A 20,518-nucleotide genomic window follows, 5' to 3' on the forward strand; every position below is an offset into this window, starting at 1 on the left:
CCTATCGGCCGAGCTGCTCAGAAGCCGCCGGTCTGCTCGTCCCGGCGGCGCTGCCAGCGCTGCTCCACCCGGTCCATCATCCCGGCCTTGCGGCGCGGGGCCGCGGCCGGGCGGGCCCCGGCGTTCTGGGCCGCGGGGCCGCGGCGCCAGCCGGTCACGGCGAACACCGCACACCCGAGCATCACCAGGAAGCCCACGACGCTGACCCAGATCTGGTCCGGCACGACCATGCCGCCCATCAGCAGGCCGATGCCCACCACGAAGCCGGCGACGGCCAGGTAGACCCGCCGACGGGTGTAGGTGCGCAGCCCGGTTCCCTCAAGCGCCGACGCGAATTTGGGATCTTCGGCATACAGCGCTCGCTCCATCTGGTCGAGCAGTCGCTGCTCGTGCTCCGAGAGCGGCACGGAGTCCTCCTACTCGTCGGTCGCGGGTGCGACCGGTCCGCCCACCCCGGTCGGGGAGGCAAGTCCAATCAGCCTTGGGGCACACGGTCGGGTCGGACGCCCGTGCGGGGGACCCGGCCCGTGTCGTCCATATGCCCCACGCGTCCGGCTGTCATGCTTTCCGGCTTTACCCAGATCATACGGTCCGTGGGCCCGTTACGGGGTGGTCTGCCCCGCGTGGGACGGGCCACTTCGAGCGGGGACGGCCGCATCCGTGCCAACGCGCCACGCCCCGGACAAGTGCCCGATCGGATGGAATCGTCCCGGACCTGGGAAGGTTTGCGGCCGGGCGGCACGGCACGGCCCGGAGCGGCCCGGGCACGGACGGGGAACGGGCAGGCCTCCGGAGCGCGAACCACCGCCGTACGGTGTGCGAAAAAACCGTACGACGGCGGAAGGGTTCGTGAAGGGGCGCGCGGGCCGGGAGGTGCGCCTCAGGCCAGAGTGGCCAGCAGGTGCAGCTGGGTCGCCACGGCGTGGAACTCGGGCTGCGCGGCGGCGGCCTCCTCCAGCTTCAGCAGCGCCTCCAGCGCGCCCGGCTCGGTGTCCACCAGCACGCCGGGGACGAGGTCCGCGAAGACCCGTACGCCGTGCACCGACTCCACCCGCAGGCCCGCGGCCTCGGCCAGTCGGCCCAGCTCCTCCCCGGTGAAGCGGCGCGGCATCGGGTCCTGCTCGCCCCAGCGGCCGTCGGTGGCGGTGAGCACGGTGCGGGCCTCGTTGAAGTGGCCGGCCAGCGCGCGGGCCAGTACGGCGCCGTTGCGGTTGGCCGCCAGCAGGCTGACCAGGCCGCCCTTGCGCAGGGTGCCGGCCAGGCTGCCGAGCGCCTCGGCCGGGTCGTCCACGACCTCCAGCACGCCGTGGCAGAGCACCGCGTCCACGCTGCCCGGGGTGACCAGCTCGGGCAGGGTCTGGGTGTCGCCCTGGACGGCCCGCACCAAGTCCGTCACACCGGCCTCGGCGGCCCGGCGCTCCAGGGCGAACAGGGCGTCCGGGCTCGGGTCGACCACCGTGACGCGGTGGCCGAGCTTGGCGACCGGCACGGCGAAGTTCCCGGTGCCGCCGCCGGTGTCGACCACGTCGAGCACCGGCTGGTCCAGCTCGGCCGCCCGCTTCTCCAGGGCCGCCCGGACCACCTCCCACACCACGGCGGTACGCAGGGCACTGCGGGGACGCGTCGGGTACAAGGCGGAGCTCCTTGGCACGTGCAGTTCGATCAGGATGCCTCCACCTTAGACCGGCCCGGCGGGGAGCCCGCTCACGCCCGGCGGCTCGTCGCCGTCCAGCGGCAGCCGGGGCGGGGGCGGGGCGGCGTGCAGGCCGAGCAGCCGCTCGACCAGGCGCAGGAACAGGGCGGAGTTGCGGATCAGGTCGTCGGCGTCCCGGGCCGAGGCGGCGCCCCTGATCCCGGCCTCGGCGGCGGCCCGGCGGCGGGCGCCGGCCCCGTAGTAGACCGCCCACTCGGCGAGCTCCGGCGCCACCTCGGGCAGCACTTCCCAGGCACTGCGGATCGCCTTGCGGCGGCGCGGGCTCTTCTCCGGGCGGCCGCGCACCGCCAGGACGGCCGCCACCGTGCGCAGTGCGGCCAGGTGGGCGGTGGCGTAGCGCTCCAGCGGGTCCTCCAGGGCGCGGGCCCGGGCGAGGGTGCGGTGGGCGTCGGCGAGCAGGTCGAGGGCGGCCGGCGGCGCGGCGACCCGGCGCAGCACGGGATGGACGTCCGCTGCGGCGGAACGGACGGACGGACCCGGGAGGTGCGGAAGGGCGGCGGAGTGGAGGCGGGCGGTGACGGGCTCAGGACGGCTGATGGTCATGGTCTCCCCCGTTCCGAGGCAGCGCGCGGACCGGGTGGTCCGTGCCCTCCCATCGTGAACGGCGCCACTGACAATCCGGCCGGGCCGGCCGCGACCCCGGAGAGCGGCCGGGGAAGCACGTAGCGGCGGCGGTGCGGTCCTCCCCCGGTCCCGCGCCGCCGCCGTGCCGTCGCTCCGCCCGTCCCCCACGGCCGGCGGTGGCGTACTCCCCCCGTGGCCGGTCTCCCCCCGCCCCGCTCCGCCGCCCCGTGCCGGCGGTGCGGGGACCGTGACCAGCCCCGTGGCGGACCGTCCGCCGCCTCCCCGGAGTTCACGGCCGGGAGACGGACGGGTCCGCCGCCCGGGCGGGCCGGGCGCCCGACGCGCCGCCCTCCCGGGTGCCACCACTCTCCCGTCTCCGCAGGTCGGCGGCCATCCGCTGACGTACTCAACCGTGGATCTGAGTATCCGTACTCAGTCCGCCGACCGCCGGAACCGGGACGTGCGTCCGCGGCGTCCCGGGTGCCGGTACCGTACGGCGGGCCGGGCGGAGCCGGCCCCCGAGGTGACGCGACGACGAGGAGGGGGACGAGATGACGGTCCTGCCGCTGATCTTCACCAGCGGACTGGCCAGCGGCATCAACGCCTACGCGGTGGTGCTGCTGCTCGGCCTGCTGGGCAGGTTCGCCGACGCGGACTCGGTGCCGCAGGCACTGGAGCGCACGGACGTGCTGATCGTGGCCGGCCTGCTGTTCGTGCTGGAGGCGGTGGCCGACAAGATCCCGTACGTGGACAGCGTCTGGGACGTCGTGCACACGGTGATCCGACCGATCGCCGGTGCCACCGTCGGCGTGCTGATCGCGAGCAACGACCCCGGCTCGCTCAGCGAGGTCGCGGCCGGCGCGATGGGCGGCGCTTCGGCCCTGGTCAGCCACCTGGTGAAGGCCTCGCTGCGGATGGCCGTCAACACCTCCCCCGAGCCGGCCAGCAACATCGTGGTCAGCATGGCCGAGGACCTCTCGGTGGCCGGCCTGATCACCCTGGCGATCTTCCACCCCTGGCTGGCCGCCACGGTCGCCGCCGTGGTCCTGGCCGCCGGCCTGCTGCTGGTCTGGCTGGCGATCAGCCGGATCCGTGCCTTCCGGGCCCGCCGCCGCGAACGCCGGGCCACCCGGGCGGCGGGCGGCGCGCAAGCCTCGTCCTAGGATCAGGTGCCATGGCACGGATCGTCATCATCGGCGCAGGAATGAGCGGGCTCGCGGCGGCCTCCCGGCTGGGGACCCTCGGCCACCGGGTGACGGTCTGTGAGGCGAGCGGCACCCACGGGGGCATGGTCGGGCGGTACGAGCGCGACGGCTTCGCCTTCGACACCGGGCCCGGCCTGCTCGCCCTCCCGGCGGTCTACCGCGACCTCGCCCTGAAGACCGGCAAGGAGCCGCTGGAACAGCTGGTCGAGCTGGCCCCGGTCGACCCGGAGAGCCGGCACCTGTTCGCGGACGGCACCGTCGTCACCCTGCCGAACGCCTCCCGCGGCGGCGTCAGCCAGGCGCTGGACGCCGCCTTCGGCACGGGCTCCGGCGCCCGCTGGAGCGAGGTGATGAACCACGGCCGGACGGTCTGGGAGGCCACCCGCCGCCCGTTGCTGGAGGAGCCTCTCCCGGCCGACCACGGCATCCTCTCCCCGGCCGACCGGGCTCTGCTGGGCACCGATCCGTACCCCGTCCCGCCGCGCACCGGCCTGGCCCGCCTGCGCCGCCCGCAGCCGTGGTCCCTGGAGCACGTGGCCGCGCGCGAGCTCGACGACCACCCCGGCCTGACCGCCCTGCTGTTCGAGCCGGCCGTCCGGTACGGCTTCACCCCGGCCGAGGCGCCCGCCGGGGCCACCGTGCTGCCGTACATGGAGCAGTCCTTCGGCGTCTGGTACGTCCGGGGCGGCCTGCGGGCCCTCGCGGACGCGGTGTTCCGACGCTGCGAACTGCGCGGGGTCGAGTTCCGCTTCGACACCCCGGTCACCCGGGTGGTCGTCGAGGGCGGCCGGGCGAGCGGGGTCGAGACGGCGGACGGCCGGATCGACGCGGACCTGGTGATCTCGGCGATGGACACCAACGCCCTCTACCGCCACGGCCTCGCCGAGTGGCCGGGGTTGCCGGTCGACCACTGGGAGCCGCAGGAGGTGCCCGGCCGGTTCAGCGTGCTGCTCGCCCTGCGCGGGCCCCGGCCGGAGGGCACCGCGCACCGCACGGTGGTGCACGCGGCCGATCCGGCCGAGGAGGCGAACGCGCTGACCCTCGCGGTGCCGCCCTGCGAGCGGCCCACCGTCCAGGTGCTGCGTCCGGACGACCCGGCGCTGCGCCCCGACGACGGGCACGAGAGCGTGGTGCTGACCGCGACCGTCCCGGCCCAGGGCGAGTTCGACTGGACCGCCCCGGGCGTCGCCGACCGCTACGCCGACCGGCTGCTCGCCCACGTGGACGCGGCCGGCCTGGGCCTGCGCGAGCGGGTGCTGTGGCGGGTCGTGCGCACTCCGGAGGACACCCGCGGGGAGACCGGTGCCCTCGGCGGGGCGGTCGCCCGTCCGGTCCTGGCCGGCTCCGCGGGCGGGTGGCTGAAGGCCGCCAACGAGTCCCCCGTCCCCGGCCTCTACCTGATCGGCGGCAACGCCCACCCCGGCGGCGGCCTCGCCCGCGTCGGCATGTCGGCCTGCATCACCGCCGGGCTGATCGGCCCGGCGTAGGCCCCGACCGGGCCGGCCCGGTCGGGTCAGCCCTGGTGCCAGGTGTTCTGCTGCTGGTAGCCGTGGTTCTGGTCGTACTCCGGCTGCTGCGGGATGCCCTGGATGTGCTGGTCGGGCTGGGGCTGCCACTGCTGCTGGGGCTGGGCGTTCGGGTCCCAGGCCTGCTGGTGCTGCGGCTGCTGGTAGCCCGCGTACTGGTCCTGCTGCTGGTAGGCGCCGTACGGGTCCTGCTGGTGCTGGGGGTAGCCGCCGTAGGACTGCTGGTCGTAGGCGAAGGCGGGCTGCTGCTGGGTCTGCCACTGCTGCTGGTCGTAGCCGGCCTGGTAGGCGGCGGCGTACGGGTCCTGGGGCTGCTGCTGGACCTGCGGCTGCTGCTCGTAGTACGCGGGCGCGTAGACGCCGTCCTGGGCGAGCTCCTGCATCTCGAAAGCGGCGGTCTGCTCGACCTCCGGCACCTCGTCCGGCACCGGTGCGGCGGCCGGGGGCTCCTCGACGGCGCCGACCTCGCCGACCCGCTCCTCGGCGACGGCGACGGCCGCCACCGCGGCGGCGCCGCCGGTGAGGGCGCCGAGCAACGGCACCTTGGCGAGCGGGCCGGGCAGGCTGCCGTCGGGCTTCCGCAGGGACCAGCCGGCCCGGTAGCCGCGCTTGACCGAGAGGGTGACGAAGGTCTGGCCGACCGCGAACAGCACGGCACCGGCCCCGATCACCACGACCGAGCCGAGGCTCATCCCGGCGGCCACGCCCAGGAAGCCGGCCAGGGCCAGGACCCTCCAGTGCAGCGGTGCCCGGTTCTGCAGCAGCACCTCCGCGACCAGCCAGAGCGCCACCACCGCCAACGCGGCGTACAGCAGCAGGTATCCGATGCCCATCCGCCCGCTACCTCCAGTCGCGTGCCCGCGCGTGTGCGCCGCGCGTGTGCGGCGACTGTACCGGTTCAACGGCCGGGGTACCGCATCGCGTTCCCACAGCCCCGAACACCGGCCGCACACGACCGAGCCCGCCACCGCCGATTCGGTGACGGGCTCGTGAACACCCGGCGTCGGCACCGCGCAGGCGCGGGCTCGGCCCCGTCCGTCAGCGCTGGTGCAGCCCCAGGTTCTGGTAGATCTCCAGCGTCGCCGTCGAGTGGTTCAGCGTGATGAAGTGCAGACCGGGCGCGCCCTCGGCGAGGAGGCGCTCGGCCATCGCCGTGGCGTGCTCCATGCCGATGGCCCGCAGCACCGCCGGGTCGTCGATGGCCGCCCGCAGGCGGGCCTCCAGGTCGGCGGGGAAGGCCGAGCCGCTGAGCTGCGGGAAGCGCTCCAGCTGCTTGGCGTTGGTGACCGGCATGATCTCCGGGATGATCGGCGTCTCGCAGCCGGCGGCCGTCACCCGGTCGCGCAGCCGCAGGTAGTCGTCCACCTCGAAGAACATCTGGGTGATCGCGTAGTCGGCCCCGGAGCGGATCTTCGCCACGAAGTGCCGGATGTCCTCGTCCCAGTCGGTCGAGCGCGGGTGCATGTTCGGCGAGGCCGCGACACCGACGCAGAAGTCGCCGATGCCCTTGATCAGCTCCACCAGCTCGTACGCGTAGGTGACGCCCTCGGGGTGCTTGACCCACTCGCCCATCGGGTCGCCGGGCGGGTCGCCCCGGACCGCGAGGACGTTCCGCACGCCCTGGTCGGCGTACTGGCCGATGATGTTGCGCAGCTCCGCGACGGAGTGGTCCACCGCGGTGAGGTGGGCGACCGGGGTCAGGGTGGTCTCGGTGGCGATCCGGCCGACCATGTTGACGGTGCGCTCGCGCGAGGAGCCGCCGGCACCGTACGTCATGCAGACGAAGTTGGGGTCGAGCGGTTCGAGCCGGCGGATGGCGTCCCAGAGCTTCTGCTCGCCGGCCTCGCTGCGCGGCGGCATGAACTCGAAGGAGAAGGAGCGCTTGCCGGCCGCCAGGAGTTCGCGCACCGTCAGTGCGCGATCCGTTCTCGTGGAAGCGATACCGAGTGCCATGCTGGCAGGTTATCGGGCGTCCGAAGGGGCCGGACAGCCGAATTCCACCTATTGAGACAACTGATGGATGGCGTTCCGGTTCGCCCCGGGCCGGTTCCGCGACGTCTCCCCCGCGCACCCCCGCCCCGGCCGATCGCACACCCGTTCCCCGTTGCACCGCTACGCTTGCTGCACCCCAGAGAACCAGCGGAGCCCCATCGTGACCTCGCCCAGCACCCGGCCGGCCAACCCCAGTGCGGCCAACCCCATTGACGTGGAGGACGTCCGCACCCGCGTCAACGCAGCGCTCGCCACGTTCATGGACGGCCAGTCCGTGCTGCTCGCCAAGATCTCGCCCCAGCTGGTCCCCGCCGCCGACGCACTGCGCGACTTCCTGCTGGACGGCGGCAAGCGGCTGCGCCCGGCCTTCTGCTACTGGGGCTGGCGCGGCGCCGGCGGCCCGGCCGGGGGCGCCGACGACGACGCGATCGCCAACGCGGCCGCCGCCCTGGAGCTGCTCCAGGCGAGCGCCCTGGTGCACGACGACCTGATGGACCGCAGCGACACCCGCCGCGGCCTGCCCTCGGTCCACCGCCGCTTCGAGGCGCTGCACCGCGACAGCGGCTGGCGCGGCGACCGCGAGCAGTACGGCGCCTCGGCCGCGGTGCTGCTCGGCGACCTGCTGCTGATCTGGTGCGACGAGCTGTTCCTGCGCTGCGGCCTGGAGCCGGCCGCCGTCCTGGCCGCCAAGCCGGTGTTCGACCTGATGCGCACCGAGGTCATGGTCGGCCAGTACCTGGACGTGCTGGAGCCGGTGGCCGGCGACTCGACGGACGAGGGCGCGCTGGAGCGGGCGCAGACCGTGCTGCACTACAAGTCCGCGAAGTACACCATCGAGCGGCCGCTCCAGGTGGGAGCGCTGCTGGCCGGCGCCGGGCCGGAGCTGGTCGAGGCGTACGGGGCGTTCGGACTGCCGCTGGGCGAGGCCTTCCAGCTGCGCGACGACCTGCTCGGCGTCTTCGGGGACCCGGCCGTCACCGGCAAGCCGGCCGGGGACGACCTGCGCGAGGGCAAGCGCACCCTGCTGGTCGCGCACGCGATGCGTGGCCTGTCGGCCGCCGACGCCCGGTACCTGGACGAGCGGCTCGGCGCCCCGGACCTGGCGGCCCCGGAGGTCGCCGGACTGCGCGAGCTGGTCGCCCGCAGCGGCGCGCCCGAGCTGGTGGAGCGCCGGATCGAGGAGCTGATGCGGCAGTCGCTGGCCGCGCTGGAGGCGGCGCCGCTCGCCGACGAGCAGGCCCGCGCGGTGCTGCTGGCACTGGCCGAGGCCGCCACCGTCCGCAAGTACTGACGGACGGCGACGGCCTCGGGCCGGCCCTGCGGATCCGGGCCGGTCAGAGCGCGGCGCGCACCCGGCGGGACAGCTCGGCGGCGGCCGCCCGCGGGTCCGCCGCGGCCGTGACGGCCCGCACCACGACGATCCGGCGGGCACCCGCGGCCAGCACCTCGTCCAGGTTGCCGAGGTCGATCCCGCCGATCGCGAACCACGGCCGGTCGGTGGCCTGCTTCGCCGCGTACGAGACCAGGCCGAGGCCCGGGGCCGGGCGGCCCGGCTTGGTCGGGGTCGGCCAGACCGGGCCGGTGCAGAAGTAGTCCACCCCCGGCTCGGCGATCGCCGCGTCCACCTCGGACTCGGCGTGGCAGGAACGGCCGATCAGCACGTCCTCGCCGAGGATCGCCCGGGCGGCCGCCACCGGCAGGTCGTCCTGGCCGAGGTGCAGCACGTCCGGCCGGGCCGCGTGGGCGACGTCGGCGCGGTCGTTGACGGCCAGCAGCTTGCCGTGCCGGCGACAGGCGTCGGCGAAGACCTCCAGGGCCTCCAGCTCCTGCCTGGCCTCCAGGCCCTTGTCCCGCAGCTGGACGATGTCCACCCCGCCCGCCAGCGCCGCGTCCAGGAACTCGGCGAGGTCGCCCTGCTCGCGGCGGGCGTCGGTGCACAGGTACAGCCGGGCGTCGGCGAGCCTGGCGCGCAGGTCCGTCATCACAGCGCCATGGCCTGGGCGCGGCGCTTGACCTCGGTCGCCCGGTTCTCCCACAGCGCCTGCACCGGGGTGCCGGGCAGCGACTCGTCCTCCGTGAACATCCACTCGATGATCTCGTCGTCGGAGAGGCCGCTGTCCCGCAGCACGGTCAGCAGGCCGACCAGGTGCTTCACCGGGCCGGTCTCGTCGATGAAGGCGGCCGGGACCTGCAAGGACTTGTTGGGGCCGCGGCGGACCGCGATCAGGTCACCCTTCTTGACCATGTTGCGGACCTCGGTGACCAGCACACCCCACCGCTCGGAGATGTCGGGCAGGTACAGCCACTCGGGGACCAGGGCTTCAGTCTTGGCATCGATCTCACTCACGGCACCAGACTGCCACCTCGACGGCCCACCGCGCACACGGCCCTACGCCGCGGCCGCCTTCAGCGGCACCGCCGGGTCGGCCGCGCGGGCCGGGTCCAGCGCGGTGCCGCGCTCGATCAGCCTCCGCCCCTGGGTGAGGTCGCGCGGCCGGTCCACGGTCAGCAGCGCGCTCGGCACGCCGTCCCGCAGCCAGAGCACCGACCAGTCGGCGTCCTGCGGGCCCCCGCGCCAGAGCAGCTCGTCGCCCTCGGCGTGCCAGCCGGCGTACTGGACCATCCGCCCGAACTGCTCGGACCAGAAGTACGGCACCGGGTCGTAGGCCGGCGCGTCCGCGCCCAGGACGGCGGCGGCCACCGCCTCGCCGGACTGCAGGGCGTGGTCCCAGTGCTGGACGGCCAGCCGGGCGCCGGACCGGGTCGAGGGGTAGCTGACGCAGTCGCCGGCTGCGAAGACACCGGGCACCGAGGTGCGCAGCCGCCCGTCCACCACGACGGCACCGGCCGCGTCCAGCTCGATCCCGGAGCCGGCCAGCCAGCCGGTCGCGGGACGCGCCCCGATACCGACCACGACCTCGTCGGCGGGCAGGTGCGAGCCGTCCGCCAGCAGCACCGCGCCGGGCTCGACGGCGGCCACACCGACCCCGCAGCGCAGGTCGACCCCGGCCTCGGTGTACCAGGCGGCCATCGCCGAACCGATCTCCGTCGGCAGCGCGCCGGGCAGCGGTGCCGGGCCGGCCTCGACCACGGTCACCTCGCAGCCCGCCGCGCGGGCCGCACCGGACACCTCGGCACCGATCCAGCCCGCGCCGACCAGCACCAGCCGCAGCCCGGGGCGCAGCAGCGCGCGCAGCGCCAGGGCGTCGTCCAGGGTGTGCAGCAGGTGCGCCCGCTCGGCGCCGGGCAGGGCACGCGGGACGGCGCCGGTGGCGACCACCAGCGAGCCGTACGCGAGGTCGCCGCCGTCGGTGTGCAGCACGCCGGGGGTGAGGCCGGTGGCCCGGCGGCCGGTGAACAGCTCGATGCCGAGCTGCCCGTAGTCGATGTCCAGGGCGGTGGAGTCGGCCTTGCCGAGCAGCACGTCCTTGGAGAGCGGCGGCCGGTCGTACGGCGCGTGCGGCTCCTCGCCGACCAGCGCGATCCGCCCCTGCCAGCCTCCCTGCCGCAGCTTGAGGGCGGCCTGCGCCCCGGCCAGCCCGGCTCCGACGACGACCACCTGATCCGTTCCGCTCAGCTCTGCCACGCCCGTCACTGTACTCAGCGGCCGGCCGGCAGCTGCGGGCCGTCCGCCCTTCGCGCCGGCCCTCCGGCCGTGCGGAGCGCGGAGGCGGGCGCGGGTGGTCTCCTCCCTGGTCCACCCCGCGTACGGGCCTTCGGCCGGGCCGCCCCCCGGCGTTAAGGTGGGGGCACCACACGGGAGCCCGGCGTACCGGGCTGAGAGGCGGGCTGACACGGCCTGCGACCGTCCGAACCTGATCCGGGTCATACCGGCGAAGGGAGAAGAGCAGCCTTGTCACGCTTGCCATCAGGCGCCCGCGCCGACGTGCTGGTGATCGGCGGGGGCATCATCGGCCTCGCCGTCGCCTGGCGCGCCGCCCAGCGCGGGCTGCGGAACGTGATCGTGGTCGACCCCTCCCCCGGCGGCGGCGCGGCCCGGGTCGCGGCCGGAATGCTCGCCCCGGTCACCGAGCTCCAGTACGGCGAGGAGCCGCTGCTGCGCCTCGGCATGGCCTCGAACGAGCGGTACGCGGCCTTCGCCGCCGAGCTCACCGAGGCGAGCGGCGGTCTGGACACCGGCTACCGCCGGTGCGGCACCGTCGCCGTGGCGCTGGACTCCGACGACCGCGAGGAACTGCGCGAACTGCACGCCTTCCACCGGCGGCTCGGCCTGGACTCGACCTGGCTGACCGGCCGGGAGGCCCGCAGGCTGGAGCCGATGCTCGCCCCCGGCGTGCGCGGCGGCCTGCACGTGGCCGAGGACCACCAGGTGGACGGCCGCCGGCTGCTCAAGGCCCTGCTCCTCGCCTGCGAACGCGCCGGGGTCTCGATCCGTCCGGCCGAGGCCGTCGAGCTGCTGGTCGAGAACGGCCGCGCGACCGGCGCCCGGCTGAGCACCCAGGAGACCGTGACCGCCGAGCAGGTCCTCCTCGCGGCCGGCCCGCACAGCCACCGGTTGCCCGGCCTGCCCGAGGGGGCGCTGCCCGCGATCCGCCCGGTGAAGGGGCAGGTGCTGCGCCTCCGGATCCCGGACGCCTACCGGCCGTTCCTCTCCCGCAACGTCCGCGCCGTCGTCCGCGGCCGGCACCTGTACCTGGTGCCGCGCGAGAACGGCGAACTGGTGGTCGGCGCGACCACCGAGGAACAGGGCTACGACACCACCGTCACCGCCGGCGGGGTGTACGAACTCCTGCGCGATGCCCACGAGTTGGTCCCGGGGATCACCGAACTCCCGCTGCTGGAGACCTCGGCCGGGCTGCGCCCCGGCTCGCCGGACAACGCCCCGCTGCTGGGCCCGACCTCGGTGCCCGGGCTGGTCGCCGCCACCGGCCACTACCGCAACGGCGTGCTGCTCACCCCGGTGACCGCCGACCTGGTCGCCGAGTACCTGGCCACCGGCGAAGTCCCCGAGCCGGCACGGCCGTTCACACCCCTGCGCTTCTCCCCCGACCGCTCCACGACGAAGGCCTCCGCATGACCGAGACCGCCCTGAACGAGATCGCCCTGACCGTCAACGGCGAGCCCCGCCGGGTGCCCGCCACGACCACCCTCGCCGAGGTGGTGGCCTCCGTCAGCGCCGCCAACACCGGAGTCGCCGCCGCGCTCAACGAGGCCGTGGTGCCCCGTAGTTCGTGGTCCGAGACGCCGCTGAGCAGCGGCGACCGGGTCGAGATCCTCACCGCCGTCCAGGGAGGCTGAGCCATGGCCGAGGACCTTCTCACGATCGCCGGGACGTCCTTCTCCTCCCGGCTCATCATGGGCACCGGCGGCGCGCCCAGCCTGGAGGTCATGGAGCGCGCGCTGCTCGCCTCCGGCACCGAGCTGACCACGGTGGCCATGCGCCGGGTCGACGCCTCCACCCAGGGCTCCGTCCTGGACGTGCTGACCCGCAACGGCATCCGGGTGCTGCCCAACACGGCCGGCTGCTTCACCGCCGGCGAGGCCGTGCTGACCGCCCGGCTGGCCCGCGAGGCGCTCGGCACCGACTGGGTCAAGCTGGAGGTGATCGCCGACGAGCGCACCCTGCTGCCCGACCCGATCGAGCTGCTGGACGCCGCCGAGACGCTGGTCGACGACGGCTTCACCGTCCTGCCCTACACCAACGACGACCCGGTGCTGGCCCGCAAGCTGGAGGACGTCGGCTGCGCGGCCATCATGCCGCTGGGCTCGCCGATCGGTTCGGGCCTGGGCATCCGCAACCCGCACAACTTCCAGCTGATCGTGGAGGGCGCGGGCGTCCCGGTGATCCTGGACGCGGGCGCCGGCACCGCCTCCGACGTGGCGCTGGCGATGGAGCTGGGCTGCGCCGCGGTGATGCTGGCCTCCGCGGTGACCCGGGCTCAGGACCCGGTACTGATGGCCGAGGCGATGCGGCACGCCGCCGAGGCGGGCCGGCTCGCGCACCGGGCCGGCCGCATCCCGCGCCGCTTCCACGCCGAGGCGTCCTCCGCGATGGCCGGCCGGGCCGACCTGGACACCCGGGAGCGGCCGGCGTTCTAGGGACATGACGCGTCACAAGCCGGGCACAGATGGCCCCGGAGGCACTGTCCTCCGGGGCCTTCCGGTCCACACCTCACCTAGACTCGCCGGGTGGACGTGACTCCTCCCCCTCGCAAGCGAGAGGGCTTCTCACTCGGATCCGAAGACCCTCATGACGGCCAAGCCCTGACCGCCGCCCATGGGCAGGTCACCGACGGCGTCCCAGTGGTGCCCACATGGTCAGACCCGCTGATCGGCACCCTGCTCGACAACAGGTACCGGGTCGAGCAGCGCATCGCGACCGGCGGGATGTCCACCGTCTACAAGGGCACCGACACCCGTCTGGACCGGGTGCTCGCGCTCAAGGTGATGCACCCCGCGCTGGCCGGCGACGAGGGCTTCACCGCCCGCTTCATCCGCGAGGCCAAGGCGGTCGCCAAGCTCACCCACCCCAACGTGGTCAACGTCTTCGACCAGGGCGCGGACGGCGGCCACGTCTTCCTCGCCATGGAGTACGTGCCCGGCCGCACCCTGCGCGACCTGCTGCGCGACCGCGGCGCGCTCTCCGTCCGGGCCGCGCTGGACGTGCTGGAGCCGGTGCTGGCCGCACTCGGCGCCGCCCACCGGGCCGGGCTGGTCCACCGCGACGTCAAGCCCGAGAACGTGCTGATCACCGAGGGCGGCCTGGTCAAGGTCGCCGACTTCGGCCTGGTCCGGGTGCTCGGCACCGCCGACGGCGCGCCCACCTCGACCACCACCGCCACCGGCGGAACGGTCATGGGCACCGTCTCCTACCTGGCCCCCGAGCAGATACTCCCCGACGCCCCCACCGACCAGCGGGTGGACGTCTACGCGGCCGGCATCCTGCTGTACGAGATGCTCACCGGCCGCCGCCCCCACACCGGGGACAACCCCGTCCAGGTCATGTACAAGCACCTGCACGAGGACGTCCCGGCCCCCTCACTGGTCGCCCCCGCCGTCGGCCCCGGGCTGGACGCGATCGTGGCCGGCGCCTGCGCCCGGTCCGCCGACGCCCGCCCGTACGACGCGGTCGAGCTGCTCGCCGCCCTCCAGCGGGTCCGCCGCACCCTCACCCCGGCCGAGCTGGACGCCGAGCCGCCGGCCTCCACCCGGCCCAGCCCGCGCTACCCGACCAGCGAGCCGACCTCGGTGATCCAGCCGCTGCCGCAGCCCGCCGACGCCCCGCCGACGGAGCGCACCAGCGTGCTGGACATGCCGCCGGAGCTGATGGACGAGCTGCTCGCCGAACCGCGCCCGTACGACGAGCCGACCCCGGTGCACCAGCGCCGGCCGGGCCGGCTGCGCCGCCTCCCCCGCAAGCCGCTGATCTGGACGGCCGCGCTGGCCGCCCTGGTGCTGGCGATCGGCGGCGCCACCTACGGGATCTCCGAGGGGCTGTACGGCTCGGTGCCGGGCGTGCTCGGCAAGGACCGGGCCGAGGCGCAGCGGGTCCTGGACAAGGAGGGCCTGCACGGGAAGTTCGTCGAGGTGTTCAGCGAGTCCGTCCCGTCCGGAGAGGTGATCTCCACCGACCCCGGAGTGGGCGCGCGCACCCGCAAGAGCGACAGCGTCACCGTCACCGTCTCCAAGGGCCCCAAGCGGATCGCGGTGCCGGACCTCGCCGGCAGGAGCGCCGCCGACGCCGCCGCGGCCCTGACCGGGGCCCAGCTGACCAGGGGCAGTGTGACCGAGACCTACAACGACACCGTGTCCGAGGGCTCGGTGATCAGCAGCTCCCCGGCGGCCGGGCAGCTGCTGCAGGAGAACTCCGCGGTCTCGCTGGTGGTCAGCAAGGGCATGGTGCCGGTCCCGAACGTCACCGGAATGAGCAAGGACGAGGCGCAGAAGGCGCTCCAGGCGGCAGGCTTCACCATGCAGACCTCCGGCTGGGACGTGTTCGGCGCGGTCACGTCGTCCGGCCAGAGCCCGGCGGCGGGCGAGCGGCGCCCGCAGCGCAGCGCGGTGACGGTCAAGTTCTCGCTGTTCTAGCCCGTTCCGGCCCTTCGGCCGGGATCAGCGCAGCGGCCCGTCGCCGGGCTCCTCCTGGTAGGAGTAGCGCTGCTCGCGCCAGGGGTCGGCGAGGTTGTGGTAGCCGCGCTCCTCCCAGAAGCCGCGCCGGTCGGCCCGCATGTACTCCACCGCGCGCACCCACTTGGGGCCCTTCCAGGCGTACAGTCGCGGCACCACCAGCCGGACCGGGAAGCCGTGCTCGGCGGTGAGCGCCTCGCCGTTGCGGTGGGTGGCGAGCAGGGTGTGCGGGTCGGCGAAGTCGGCCAGCCGCAGGTTGGCGCTGTAGCCGTACTCGGCCCAGACCATGACGTGGGTGACGCCGGGCGCCGGGGGCACCAGGTCGAGCACCACGGCGGCCGACACGCCCGTCCACTCGTTGCCGAGGACGGAGAACTTCGTCACGCAGTGCAGGTCCGCGACGACGGTGGTGCGCGGCAGGGCGTTGAAGGCCTCGAAGTCCCAGCTGTGCTTCTCCGCCGAGGCGGTGGCGCCGAACACCTGGAGGTCCCAGGTCAGCGGCTTGAAGCGGGGCACCGGCCCGTAGTGCAGGGCGGGCCAGCCGCGCTGCGCGCGCTGTCCCGGGGGGAGCCTCGGGTCAGACGGCGGAAGCGGTTCGTGTTTCGACTGACCCATGGATCCATGGTGACAGACGGCGGACGAGCCACGGTGCGCGCCCCTTTCCGCGGATCCGCGCCCCCGCCCGTACGGGCCAGCGGTCAACCGACCACCAGCACGTTTCATCACGAATCGGATATTCCGACACATGTCCTAGTGAGTGTGAACTTACTGGAATTTCCTCCCAAAGCGGTGCCAGGATGCGCAGCGCAGGACTCAGCACAGGACTCAGCACAGGAATCACCGCACGACACAGGGCAGCACGAGCGCAGGAGGCACCACCATGCAGGGCGATCCCGAGGTCATCGAGTTCCTCAACGAGCAGCTCACCGCCGAGCTGACCGCGATCAACCAGTACTTCCTGCACGCCAAGATGCAGGAGAACTTCGGCTGGACGAAGCTCGCCAAGTACACCCGGCACGAGTCCTTCGACGAGATGAAGCACGCCGAGACGCTCACCGACCGGATCCTGTTCCTGGAGGGACTGCCCAACTACCAGCGGCTGTTCCACGTCCGGATCGGCCAGACGGTCAAGGAGATGTTCGAGGCGGACCGCCAGATCGAGGTCGAGGCGATCGACCGGCTCAAGCGCGGGATCGTGGTGATGCGGGCCAAGAACGACGTCACCTCGGCGAACATCTTCGAGGACATCCTGGCCGACGAGGAGCACCACATCGACTACCTCGACACCCAGCTGGAACTGCTGGAGAAGCTCGGCGAGGCGCTCTACATCGCCCAGGTCATCGAGCAGCCGGAGTCCTGAGGGCTCAGGCCGCCCGCAGCGGGGCCACCGGGGCGACCTCCGGGGCCGGCGCCGCCGGGGCCTCCGGTTCCGCGAGGCCGAGCTTCGCGGCCAGCCGGGCGGTCGGGCAGGGGCGGGCGCCGTGCTCGCCGAGCAGCGCCTGGATGCGGCGCACGCAGGACCCGCAGTCGGTGCCGGCCTTGCAGCCCCTCGCGATCTGGCGCGGGGTGCCGGCACCCCCGTCGATCGCCTTCTTCACCTGGTCCTCGGTGACCGCATGGCACATGCACACGTACATCGCGGTCTCTCCCGGGTGTGAGGTGGAGTGGATCTTGACTAAGGCCTGCCTTAGTTCGCTGAGGCTTACCTTACCTGCTGAAAAGGGTACGAAAAAGCCCCTCCGGGCTCGGGAACCCCGAATCCGGAGGGGCCTTCGTCACATCCGACGGGCACCGGGCCTACTGGCCGCGGTACATCTCCGCCACCAGGAACGCCAGGTCCAGCGACTGGCTGCGATTGAGGCGCGGGTCGCAGGCCGTCTCGTAGCGCTGGTGCAGGTCGTCCACCAGGACCTCGTCGCCGCCGCCGACGCACTCGGTGACGTCGTCACCGGTCAGCTCCACGTGGATGCCGCCCGGGTGGGTGCCGAGCGCGCGGTGCACCTCGAAGAAGCCCTTGACCTCGTCCAGGACGTCGTCGAAGCGGCGGGTCTTGTGCCCGCTGGAGGCCTCGAAGGTGTTGCCGTGCATCGGGTCGCAGATCCACACCGGCTTGGCGCCGGAGGCGGTGACCTTCTCCACCAGGCTGGGCAGGTGGTCGCGGATCTTGCCCGCGCCCATCCGGGTGATGAAGGTCAGGCGGCCGGGCTCGCGCTCCGGGTCCAGCTTCTCGATCAGGGCGAGCGCGTCGTCCACCGAGGTGGTCGGGCCGAGCTTGACGCCGATCGGGTTGCGGATCTTCGAGGCGAACTCGATGTGCGCGTGGTCCAGCTGCCGGGTGCGCTCGCCGATCCACACCATGTGGCCGGAGACGTCGTACAGCTCGCCGGTGCGCGAGTCCACGCGGGTCAGCGCGGTCTCGTAGTCGAGGATCAGCGCCTCGTGCGAGGAGAAGAACTCGACGGCCTTGAACTCCTCCGGCACCACGCCACAGGCGCTCATGAACGCCAGGGCGTTGTCGATCTCCCGGGCGAGCTGCTCGTAGCGCTGGCCGGCCGGCGAGTTGCGGACGAAGTCCTGGTTCCAGGCGTGCACCTGGCGCAGGTCCGCGTAACCGCCGGTGGTGAACGCGCGCACCAGGTTGAGCGTGGCGGCGGACGCGTTGTACATCCGCTTCAGGCGCTCCGGGTCCGGGATGCGGGACTCGGGGGTGAACTCGAAGCCGTTCACCGAGTCGCCGCGGTAGACCGGCAGGGTCACGCCGTCGCGGGTCTCGGTCGACTTGGAGCGCGGCTTGGAGTACTGGCCGGCGATGCGGCCGACCTTCACCACCGGCACCGAGGCCGCGTACGTCAGTACGGCGGCCATCTGGAGCAACGTCTTCAGCTTGTTGCGGATGTGCTCCGCCGAGACACCGTCGAAGGCCTCGGCACAGTCACCACCCTGGAGGAGGAAGGCCTCCCCGCGCGCCACGGCTCCGAGCCGGGCGCGCAGCTGGTCGCACTCGCCGGCGAAGACGAGCGGCGGATACGAGGCGAGCTCGGCAAGGGTCTTGCGCAGAGCCTCTTGGTCCGGCCATTCAGGCTGCTGCGCCGCGGGCAGGGACTGCCAGGAGTGGGCAGCCCTCGATGTCTCAGTCGTAGCGGTCACACCGCCAAGGCTACGGGGTGACGGGAGTGACTCGTGACTATTGCCCGATGGGTGAGACGCATCTCGGACAAAGACGTGATCCCCCTCACGCGCCCCGGCGCATCCGCTACGCTCGGACCATGCACGCGCCCCACACCCACTCCTGGTGGTGGGCCTCCCCCAAGGGTGGCCCACAGATGGCGCGTTCCTAGACGAACACGACGGCCGCCCCTCGGGGCGGCCGTCGGCGTCTGAGCAGACGGCCCTCCGGGAGCGGACCTTGCACCGCCTCTCAGCCAGTCCATCCGGAAGGAAGCCGTTCCCGTGACCACCGCTGTCGACCTGCTCACCCGTATCACCGGCCCCGACGCCCCTGCGTTCGCCCTGCTGCACCGCCGCACCCCCCGGCTCAGCCCGGACACCGTCGAGGTGCTGCTGGGCACCGTCGACAACTACGAGAACCTCGCCGACCTGCCCGTCCGCAGCGGCGCGCCGGCCGGCGGCGGCCCGGTGCACGACCTGCTCGCCCTCGTCCCGTACCGCCAGATCCGCGAGCGCGGCTTCGAAGCGCACGACGACGGCACCCCCCTGCAGGCCCTCTCGGTGACCGCGCAGCACGTCCTTCCGTTGGCCGAATTCACCTCCGCCCTACCGAAGTTGCCGGTCTCACTTGCCGGTGGCGGGTTCGATGTGGACGACGATTCGTACGCGTCGATCGTCCGCCGGGTGATCCGGGACGAGATCGGCAACGGCGAGGGCGCCAACTTCGTGATCCGGCGCGACTTCCACGCCACGCTGGAGGACTTCTCCCCGGAGCTCGCGCTGACGCTGTTCCGCCGGCTGCTGGAGCAGGAGCGCGGCGCGTACTGGACCTTCCTGGTGCACACCGGCGAGCGGGTGCTGGTCGGCGCCTCCCCCGAGGTGCACGTCCGGCAGAGCGGCGGCACCGTCGTGATGAACCCGATCTCCGGCACCTACCGCTACCCGGCCGGCGGCTCCGACCTCGACTCGCTGCTCCAGTTCCTGCACGACCCCAAGGAGCTGGAGGAGCTCACCATGGTCGTGGACGAGGAGCTCAAGATGATGTGCACGGTCGGCGACCTCGGCGGCCAGGTGCTCGGACCCCGGCTCAAGGAGATGGCCCACCTCGCCCACACCGAGTACGAGCTGCGCGGGCGCACCTCGCTGGACGTCCGCGAGGTGCTCCGCGAGACGATGTTCGCCGCGACCGTCACGGGCAGTCCGGTCGAGAACGCCACCCGGGTGATCAAGCGCTACGAGCCCGCCGGTCGCGGCTACTACTCCGGCGCGCTCGCCCTGATCGGCCGCTCCGCCAGCGGCGGGCAGCTGCTGGACTCGCCGATCTGCATCCGCACCGCCGACATCGACCCGGCCACCGGCCGGCTGGTCGTCCGGGTCGGCGCCACCCTGGTGCGCCACTCCGTCCCGGAGTCCGAGGTCGCCGAGACCCACGCCAAGGCCGCCGGGGTGCTCACCGCGATCGGCGCCCGGCCCGCGCCCGCCCGGCTGCCCCACCCGGTCGGCCCCCGGCTCGCCGACGACCACCGGGTGCAGGCCGCCCTGGACTCCCGCCGGGCCGACCTCGCGCCGTTCTGGCTGCGGATGCAGGAGCCGGCCGAGATCACCGAGGCCGAGCCGGCCCTGGTCGTGGACGGCGAGGACACCTTCACCTCGATGCTCTCCCACCTGCTCAGCTCGCTCGGCCACCGGGTGACGGTGGCCCGCTACGACGAGCCGGGGCTGCGCGAGCGGGTCGCGGCGCACCGGGGCGCACTGGTGCTCGGCCCCGGCCCGGGCGACCCGGCGCTCGCGGACGACCCCAAGATGATGCTGCTGCGGCCGATCGTCGCGGACGCGCTGGCCGCCGTCCGCTCCGGCGCCCGCACCTCGCCGCTGCTCGCGGTCTGCCTGAGCCACCAGCTGCTGGCCGCCGAACTCGGGCTTCCGCTCGGCCGCAAGGCCGTCCCGTACCAGGGGGCGCAGGAGCGCATCGACCTGTTCGGCAGCAAGCACACGGTCGGCTTCTACAACACCTTCACCGCGCGCTGCTCGGAGGCGGACGCGGCGCGGCTCGCCGCCGAGGGCATCGAGGTCTCCCGGGACGCCGTCACCGGCGACGTGCACGCGCTGCGCGGACACGGCTTCGCGGGGCTCCAGTTCCACCCGGAGTCGGTGCTCACCCGCGACGGGGTCGGCGTCGTGGCGGGCCTGCTGCGCGAGGCGACGGCCGCGCTGCGCTGAGCCGACGGCGCGGCCCCGGGCGGATGTGTCCCGCCCGGGGC

At 73.7% G+C, this 20,518-nt stretch carries 20 protein-coding genes and 1 riboswitch; of the genes, 9 read left to right on the top strand and 11 right to left on the bottom strand.

Annotated features, from left to right (window positions below; translation table 11 throughout):
- Window positions 1-17 precede the first annotated feature (17 nt).
- From ACFU7Y_RS17720 to ACFU7Y_RS17730, 3 genes are all read right to left on the bottom strand, one after another.
- A complete protein-coding gene (locus ACFU7Y_RS17720; RefSeq protein ID WP_224285186.1) occupies window positions 18-407 on the bottom strand; it encodes a DUF3040 domain-containing protein in 390 nt (129 codons plus the stop codon).
- Between the two features lie 473 nt (window positions 408-880).
- The gene (locus ACFU7Y_RS17725) at window positions 881-1,633 is read right to left on the bottom strand and encodes a methyltransferase domain-containing protein (RefSeq protein ID WP_224285187.1); all 753 of its coding nucleotides are present in this window, start codon (window positions 1,631-1,633) and stop codon (window positions 881-883) included.
- A gap of 45 nt (window positions 1,634-1,678) precedes the next feature.
- Window positions 1,679-2,257, bottom strand: a complete 579-nt coding sequence (locus tag ACFU7Y_RS17730; protein ID WP_380768669.1) for an SAV_6107 family HEPN domain-containing protein — start codon at window positions 2,255-2,257, stop codon at window positions 1,679-1,681.
- A 572-nt stretch (window positions 2,258-2,829) separates the two neighbouring features.
- Between ACFU7Y_RS17730 and ACFU7Y_RS17735 the strand changes: the two genes are divergently transcribed.
- Together ACFU7Y_RS17735 and ACFU7Y_RS17740 are read left to right on the top strand one after the other, a co-directional pair.
- The gene (locus ACFU7Y_RS17735; protein ID WP_224284081.1) at window positions 2,830-3,441 is read left to right on the top strand and encodes a DUF4126 domain-containing protein; all 612 of its coding nucleotides are present in this window, start codon (window positions 2,830-2,832) and stop codon (window positions 3,439-3,441) included.
- Window positions 3,442-3,452: 11 nt separating this feature from the next.
- Complete coding sequence (locus tag ACFU7Y_RS17740) at window positions 3,453-4,970, top strand: NAD(P)/FAD-dependent oxidoreductase (protein ID WP_224284080.1); 1,518 nt, start codon at window positions 3,453-3,455, stop codon at window positions 4,968-4,970.
- Between the two features lie 26 nt (window positions 4,971-4,996).
- Here ACFU7Y_RS17740 and ACFU7Y_RS17745 read toward each other — a convergent pair whose 3' ends face one another.
- Window positions 4,997-5,842, bottom strand: coding sequence for a hypothetical protein (locus ACFU7Y_RS17745; protein WP_224284079.1), 846 nt, complete (start codon window positions 5,840-5,842; stop codon window positions 4,997-4,999).
- A 205-nt stretch (window positions 5,843-6,047) separates the two neighbouring features.
- The gene (gene metF, locus ACFU7Y_RS17750; protein WP_380768672.1) at window positions 6,048-6,962 is read right to left on the bottom strand and encodes a methylenetetrahydrofolate reductase [NAD(P)H]; all 915 of its coding nucleotides are present in this window, start codon (window positions 6,960-6,962) and stop codon (window positions 6,048-6,050) included.
- Window positions 6,963-7,161: 199 nt separating this feature from the next.
- Between metF and ACFU7Y_RS17755 the strand changes: the two genes are divergently transcribed.
- Entirely contained in the window at window positions 7,162-8,292 is a 1,131-nt protein-coding gene (locus ACFU7Y_RS17755; RefSeq protein ID WP_380768674.1) for a polyprenyl synthetase family protein, read from the top strand.
- Window positions 8,293-8,335: 43 nt separating this feature from the next.
- Here ACFU7Y_RS17755 and thiE read toward each other — a convergent pair whose 3' ends face one another.
- Genes thiE through ACFU7Y_RS17770 form a run of 3 tightly spaced genes read right to left on the bottom strand, consistent with a single transcriptional unit; the run spans window position 8,336 to window position 10,596 of the window.
- Complete coding sequence (gene thiE / locus ACFU7Y_RS17760; protein ID WP_380768676.1) at window positions 8,336-8,983, bottom strand: thiamine phosphate synthase; 648 nt, start codon at window positions 8,981-8,983, stop codon at window positions 8,336-8,338.
- On the bottom strand, window positions 8,983-9,348 hold the full coding sequence (locus ACFU7Y_RS17765) for an Rv2175c family DNA-binding protein (RefSeq protein ID WP_224281444.1): 366 nt from the start codon (window positions 9,346-9,348) through the stop codon (window positions 8,983-8,985). Before ACFU7Y_RS17765 ends, thiE begins: the two co-directional genes overlap by 1 nt.
- A 42-nt stretch (window positions 9,349-9,390) precedes the next feature.
- On the bottom strand, window positions 9,391-10,596 hold the full coding sequence (locus ACFU7Y_RS17770; RefSeq protein ID WP_380768678.1) for an NAD(P)/FAD-dependent oxidoreductase: 1,206 nt from the start codon (window positions 10,594-10,596) through the stop codon (window positions 9,391-9,393).
- A gap of 151 nt (window positions 10,597-10,747) precedes the next feature.
- Window positions 10,748-10,860: riboswitch (TPP riboswitch) on the top strand.
- Between the two features lie 3 nt (window positions 10,861-10,863).
- On the opposite strand from ACFU7Y_RS17770, the gene thiO reads away from it, so the two are divergent.
- From thiO to pknB, 4 genes are all read left to right on the top strand, one after another.
- Window positions 10,864-12,039, top strand: a complete 1,176-nt coding sequence (thiO, locus tag ACFU7Y_RS17775) for a glycine oxidase ThiO (protein ID WP_224281440.1) — start codon at window positions 10,864-10,866, stop codon at window positions 12,037-12,039.
- Entirely contained in the window at window positions 12,036-12,260 is a 225-nt protein-coding gene (gene thiS, locus ACFU7Y_RS17780; protein ID WP_224281438.1) for a sulfur carrier protein ThiS, read from the top strand. The genes thiO and thiS overlap by 4 nt, the downstream gene beginning before the upstream one ends.
- Window positions 12,261-12,263: 3 nt before the next feature.
- Window positions 12,264-13,061 (top strand): thiazole synthase, encoded by a 798-nt coding sequence (locus ACFU7Y_RS17785; protein ID WP_380768680.1) that lies wholly within the window; start codon window positions 12,264-12,266, stop codon window positions 13,059-13,061.
- A 207-nt stretch (window positions 13,062-13,268) separates the two neighbouring features.
- Window positions 13,269-15,050, top strand: a complete 1,782-nt coding sequence (gene pknB, locus ACFU7Y_RS17790) for a Stk1 family PASTA domain-containing Ser/Thr kinase (RefSeq protein ID WP_380768682.1) — start codon at window positions 13,269-13,271, stop codon at window positions 15,048-15,050.
- A 24-nt stretch (window positions 15,051-15,074) separates the two neighbouring features.
- Here pknB and ACFU7Y_RS17795 read toward each other — a convergent pair whose 3' ends face one another.
- A complete protein-coding gene (locus ACFU7Y_RS17795) occupies window positions 15,075-15,704 on the bottom strand; it encodes a sulfite oxidase-like oxidoreductase (protein ID WP_224281435.1) in 630 nt (209 codons plus the stop codon).
- A 265-nt stretch (window positions 15,705-15,969) separates the two neighbouring features.
- On the opposite strand from ACFU7Y_RS17795, the gene bfr reads away from it, so the two are divergent.
- Window positions 15,970-16,449, top strand: coding sequence for a bacterioferritin (gene bfr, locus ACFU7Y_RS17800; protein WP_224281434.1), 480 nt, complete (start codon window positions 15,970-15,972; stop codon window positions 16,447-16,449).
- Between the two features lie 4 nt (window positions 16,450-16,453).
- Here the strand turns inward: bfr and ACFU7Y_RS17805 are convergent, their stop codons facing one another.
- The gene (locus tag ACFU7Y_RS17805) at window positions 16,454-16,726 is read right to left on the bottom strand and encodes a bacterioferritin-associated ferredoxin (protein ID WP_380768685.1); all 273 of its coding nucleotides are present in this window, start codon (window positions 16,724-16,726) and stop codon (window positions 16,454-16,456) included.
- A gap of 160 nt (window positions 16,727-16,886) precedes the next feature.
- Window positions 16,887-18,236, bottom strand: coding sequence for a class II 3-deoxy-7-phosphoheptulonate synthase (locus ACFU7Y_RS17810; protein ID WP_224281432.1), 1,350 nt, complete (start codon window positions 18,234-18,236; stop codon window positions 16,887-16,889).
- A gap of 303 nt (window positions 18,237-18,539) precedes the next feature.
- Here ACFU7Y_RS17810 and ACFU7Y_RS17815 point away from each other — a divergent pair, with 303 nt between their 5' ends.
- Complete coding sequence (locus ACFU7Y_RS17815; RefSeq protein ID WP_380768687.1) at window positions 18,540-20,477, top strand: anthranilate synthase family protein; 1,938 nt, start codon at window positions 18,540-18,542, stop codon at window positions 20,475-20,477.
- Window positions 20,478-20,518: the final 41 nt, after the last annotated feature.

Origin of the sequence: Kitasatospora sp. NPDC057542, assembly GCF_042801945.1 — a bacterium.
Taxonomy (GTDB): Bacteria; Actinomycetota; Actinomycetes; order Streptomycetales; family Streptomycetaceae; genus Kitasatospora.